The organism is Limimaricola litoreus (assembly GCF_024159025.1).
In the GTDB taxonomy this organism is placed as follows: domain Bacteria; phylum Pseudomonadota; class Alphaproteobacteria; order Rhodobacterales; family Rhodobacteraceae; genus Limimaricola; species Limimaricola litoreus.
Window position 1 is genome coordinate 1 of the sequence record NZ_JAMYXC010000188.1, and the last position, 4,763, is coordinate 4,763.

Here is a 4,763-nt window from a genome sequence, read left to right on the forward strand (position 1 = left end):
GGGGTCGGCCGCTCGGGGCGGGCCGTCTTCGGCTGCGACACCGCAGCGCCGCCGAGCGCGGCTTGGATCTCGCGGGTCGCGCCCATCGGGTCCTGCGCCCGGACCTTGTCCAGCGCGCGCCGCATCGCGGCATTCATGTCGAACGTCATCGGGGTGGTCCTTTCGCGGCCCGCGGAGGGCTCATGTGATCCGGTCCGCAAGGGCGGATTTGATGGCCGGGCTCGCCTGCAGCGCGCCCAGAACGGTCAGGGAGGCGATGGTCTGCCGGGCAAGATCGGCGTCGATGTCGGGGGCGAAGCGGGCGAGGCCGATCACCCGGATATGGAGAACCTCGCCCCTGTCGCGCAGCGCCTCGAGATCGGCGCGCAGGACATCATGCAGCCCCAGCTCCAGCCGGTGCCGTTCGATCGAGCGCTCGATCTCGTTCGCCTGCGTGGCGAGTTGGGTACGGATCGCCGTGCGGATGAAATCGGTCCGGTTGCTGAAGAACCCCTCCTGCACCAGCAGGTCGATCCGCCCCAGATCGACGGGCCCGAGGTTGATGGTGATCTTTTCCGTCTCGGCACTGCGCTCTTTCTTCGGCATAAAACATCCTCTTGCCATCCATATGGATGGTTTTTCTGCGAACGCAATGCCGGGTGCGGATTTTTGCCGCCGCTGGGCGGAACTGCGCTCTTCTGTCAGGGGCTGTTCCGGCCCGCAGTCCTGACGCGCCGCCGCCTCGGACCGAAAGCCGCGCCTTTTCCACGCCATAGAGACAACCACCCCCGGTTCGGCCAGAGTTTGCCTTACTGCCTCCCCAATCTCGCGGTCCATTGGCCGCGACGATCAGTGGCGGGGGCTCACACATGGCGACCTATCTTTTCTCGGGCTTCACCGAATCGGACCTGGTGAGCACCGACTCCATCGACATGGGGCAGAGCTTCACCGTTCCGGCCGCCCCGACGCACAGCTTCCAGGTCGAGGATGATGACGCCCGCATGTCGGGCGACACCGTTACCGAAGGAACGAGCGACGACCGCAGCCAGACCGTGTCGATCCGGCGCGGCAGCTCGAACGCGGGTTCGGGCCATGTCTACCTCGACGAGGTCTACACGCTGCAGGACGAGGCGGGCCACCAGTACACCATGTACGAGCTCGAGGTGGAGGGCACGGGAGAGGACTTCTACGTCTTCCAGGATCCGCCGCCCGCCCCCGGCACCCATCTCACCGTCGTCCGCATCGAGGACGCGACCGCGGGCGAGGTCACCTATGACGAGTTCGCGGGCGATGATGGATTCGACGAGAACGACAGGGATGTCTCGACGATCTATGGCGGCGCGGGCGACGATACGATCACCCACCGCGGCGGAAACGACACGATCTATGGCGGCACGGGCAACGACACGCTCACCGGCAGCGATGGTGAGGATCTCATCTACGGTGGCGCCGGGCAGGACACCATTCGCGGCGATGGCGGCGCGGACCGGATCTATGGCGGCGCGGGCGACGACTGGATCGACGGCGGCAACCAGAGCGACCAGCTCTATGCCGGCGCGGGCGACGATCACGTCGAGGGCGACAAGGGCAACGACACCTTCTACGGCGGGCACGGCGCCGATACGCTCTATGGCGGCGAGGGCGACGACCTCTTCGTCTTCGAGGACGGCTTCGGCAATGACGTCATCGACGGCGGGACCAGCTCGTTTCACATCGACACCGACCGGATCGATCTCACCGGGCTGAGCCAGGGCGTCGAGATCACCTATACCGACGCCGAATCCGGCACCATCCGCCAGGGCAGCAGCACCGCGACCTTCGAGGAGATCGAGGAGATCGACGCGAGTGAGCAGTCCGACGTCATCGATGCCTCGGCCCTGTCCTCCGGCATGACGATCTCGGGCAACGGCGGCGATGACACGATCGCGGGCGGCGCGGGCGATGACAGCCTCTCGGGCGGCACGGGCGACGACACCCTTTCGGGCGGCGCGGGCAATGACACGCTCGAAGGCGACGCGGGCGCCGACAGGCTCGACGGCGGCGCGGGCGACGACACCATCGATCTGGGCGCACAGTCCGGTGAAGCCGACACGGTGGTCCTGTCCGACGGCGGCGGCAATGACGTCGTACTCAACTTCGAGGCGCCGGTCGAAAATGACGACGGCACCCGCAGCGGGCGTGACCAGATCGACGTCACCGGGCTGCACGACGCCGACGGCAACCCGGTCAACATCCGCGATGTCACCGTCACCGCCGCGCCCGACGATCCCGCCGATGCGATCCTGAGCTTTCCCAATGGCGAGAGCCTGCGTCTCGTCGGCGTATCGGCCGCGTCGGTCGACAGCCCGCGCGCGCTGATCGCGATGGGCATTCCCGCCTCCGACGGAACCGTCAGAGGCACCGAGGGCGATGACGTGATGACGCCCGGCTGGGAGGATGACGACGGCGACCGCATCGATTCCGGCGATGCCTTCTACAATGGCACCACGAGCGATCAGGACATCATCGCCGCCGGAGCGGGCGATGACCAGGTTCAGGCCGGGGCGGAGAACGACGAGGTCTATGGCGGCACCGGCCGCGACACGATCCACGGGGACGCGGGCAACGACAGGATCTACGGCGAGGCGGACGACGATACGCTCTATGGTGGCACGGGCAACGACAGGGCCTATGGCGGCACCGGGCACGACACGATCCACGGCGACGCGGGCCATGACAGGCTTTATGGCGGGGCAGGCGACGATTCCCTTTATGGCGACGCCGGCAACGACTGGATCTATGGCGGCACGGGCAACGATCACATCGAGACCGGCGCCGGCTCGGACACGGTGCTCGGCGGCGCGGGCGACGATGTCGTCGACGACCGCGCCGACACCGAGACCGCCAGCCGCAACATCGTCCTCGGCGAGGAGGGCCACGACACCATCATGATGGGGGCCGCCACCGATTGGGTCGATGCCGGTGCGGGCAACGACACGGTCTGGGGCGGTGCGGGCGACGATCTGCTCTATGGCGATAGCGGCGACGACGTGGTCGAGGGCGGCGCGGGCGATGACGAGATCGCCGGCGGCCATGGCAGCGACACGGTCCACGGCGGGGAGGGCGACGACGTGATCGCCACCGGCGGGACGACCGATGACGGCATCGCCGCGCATGACACGGCCTATGGCGGCGGCGGCGACGACCTCTTCATGCCCAGCGCCGATTTCGACGATGCGACCATCCTCGGCGGCGAGACCGGCGAGGTAGAGGGCGACACCATCGACCTCGGCGCCTCGCATCACTTTGCGCATGGCGTCACCTATGCCAGCCCCGAGCGCGACTACACGCTCGACCTGTCGGATGCCGATGCCGAAAGCGGTACGATCACCGACGGCACCGGCACATGGACCTTCAGCGAAATCGAGAACCTCCGCCTCGGCAGCGGCACCGAGACGCTGCGCCTGGCCAATGGCTCGGGCGACGACCGTGTGATCGGCTTCGAGGCGCCCACGCAGGAGGCCGATGGCAGCTATACCGGCCACGACCTGATCGACGTCTCGGACATGACCGATGCCGATGGCTTCCGGCTCAACACCGACGACGTGACGGTGACCGACGACGGCATGGGCAACGCGCGGCTGGCCTTTCCGGGCGGCGAGACGCTGACCCTCGTCGGGGTGGCCCCGGCGGAGGTCTCCGACCCCGCTGCGATGGCCGCCATGGGCATCCCCCGGCCCGACGGCACGATCGAGGGCAGCGCCGGCGACGACGTGATCGACGCGGGCTACATGGGCGACCCCGAGGGCGAGCGCGTCGACGGCGGCGATTCCGTTACCACCCCGGGCGGCGACGACGACCTCATCATGGCCGGGGCGGGCAACGACAAGGTCATGGCCGGGGCGGGCGGCGACGAGGCCCATGGCGGGACGGGCGACGACACGCTCTTCGGCGGCGCGGGCGACGATACGCTGCATGGCGAGGCGGGCAATGACAGGCTGCGGGGCGACGCGGGCGACGATGCGCTCTTCGGCGGGCTCGGCTCGGACCGCTTCGAGCTGACCGACGGCTTCGGCAGCGACACGATCGACGGTGGCGAGGACCCGGCGGACGACGACCGCGACGTGATCGACGCGGGCGCGCTCTCCTCGGGGATCGACGTCACCTATACCGGCGACGAAAGCGGCAGCCTCGCCTCGGGCACGGACAATGCAAGCTTTCAGAACATCGAGGCGATCGAGGGCAGCGCGCAGGCCGACCGCATGGACGCCGGGGCCTCCCGCTCGGGCACGACGCTCTCGGGTGGCGGCGGCGACGACAGGATCACCGGCGGCGCGGGGGATGACACGCTCACCGGCGGCGCGGGGCACGACACGATCACCGGCGGGCGCGGCAGCGACAGGATCGAGGGCGGCGCGGGCGACGACGAGATCCACATCGCGCATGGCGATGCGGCGACCGGCGGGGCGGGCGATGACCTGTTCCTCTTCGATGACGAGGGCGAGACCGACACCACCGTCACCGGCGGCGATGGCTTCGACACGCTCGATCTGCGCTCGGCCTCGCGGCTCGAGACGCTCAGCATGACCGAAGGCCCCGAGGGCTGGTCGGGCTCGGTGCTGATGGACAACGGCTCGACCATGCGCTTCAGCCAGATGGAGCGGGTGATCTGCTTCACCGCCGGCACCCGCATCGCCACGCCCTTCGGGCCGCGCCGGGCCGAGGATCTGGCGGTGGGCGATCTGGTGCTGACCCGCGATCACGGGCCGCAGCCGCTGCGCTGGACCGGCAGCCGCCGCGCCGCC

The 4,763-nt window shown here is 69.0% G+C and carries 2 protein-coding genes; one reads left to right on the plus strand and one right to left on the minus strand.

Annotated elements, in window-relative coordinates:
- Nucleotides 1-180: 180 nt before the first annotated feature.
- Nucleotides 181-585: a ribbon-helix-helix domain-containing protein gene (locus NHG85_RS12060; RefSeq protein WP_253332697.1), complete on the minus strand. Its 405-nt coding sequence runs from the start codon at nucleotides 583-585 to the stop codon at nucleotides 181-183.
- 263 nt (nucleotides 586-848) lie between these two features.
- Between NHG85_RS12060 and NHG85_RS19740 the strand changes: the two genes are divergently transcribed.
- Nucleotides 849-4,763, plus strand: a 3,915-nt coding sequence (locus NHG85_RS19740) for a Hint domain-containing protein (protein WP_305884600.1), incomplete at its 3' end; no start/stop codon positions are given.

Bases quoted from the DNA above. Each gene is read 5' to 3' on its own strand.
- NHG85_RS12060 (WP_253332697.1), bottom strand. From the start codon at position 585: ATGCCGAAGAAAGAGCGCAGTGCCGAGACGGAAAAGATCACCATCAAC.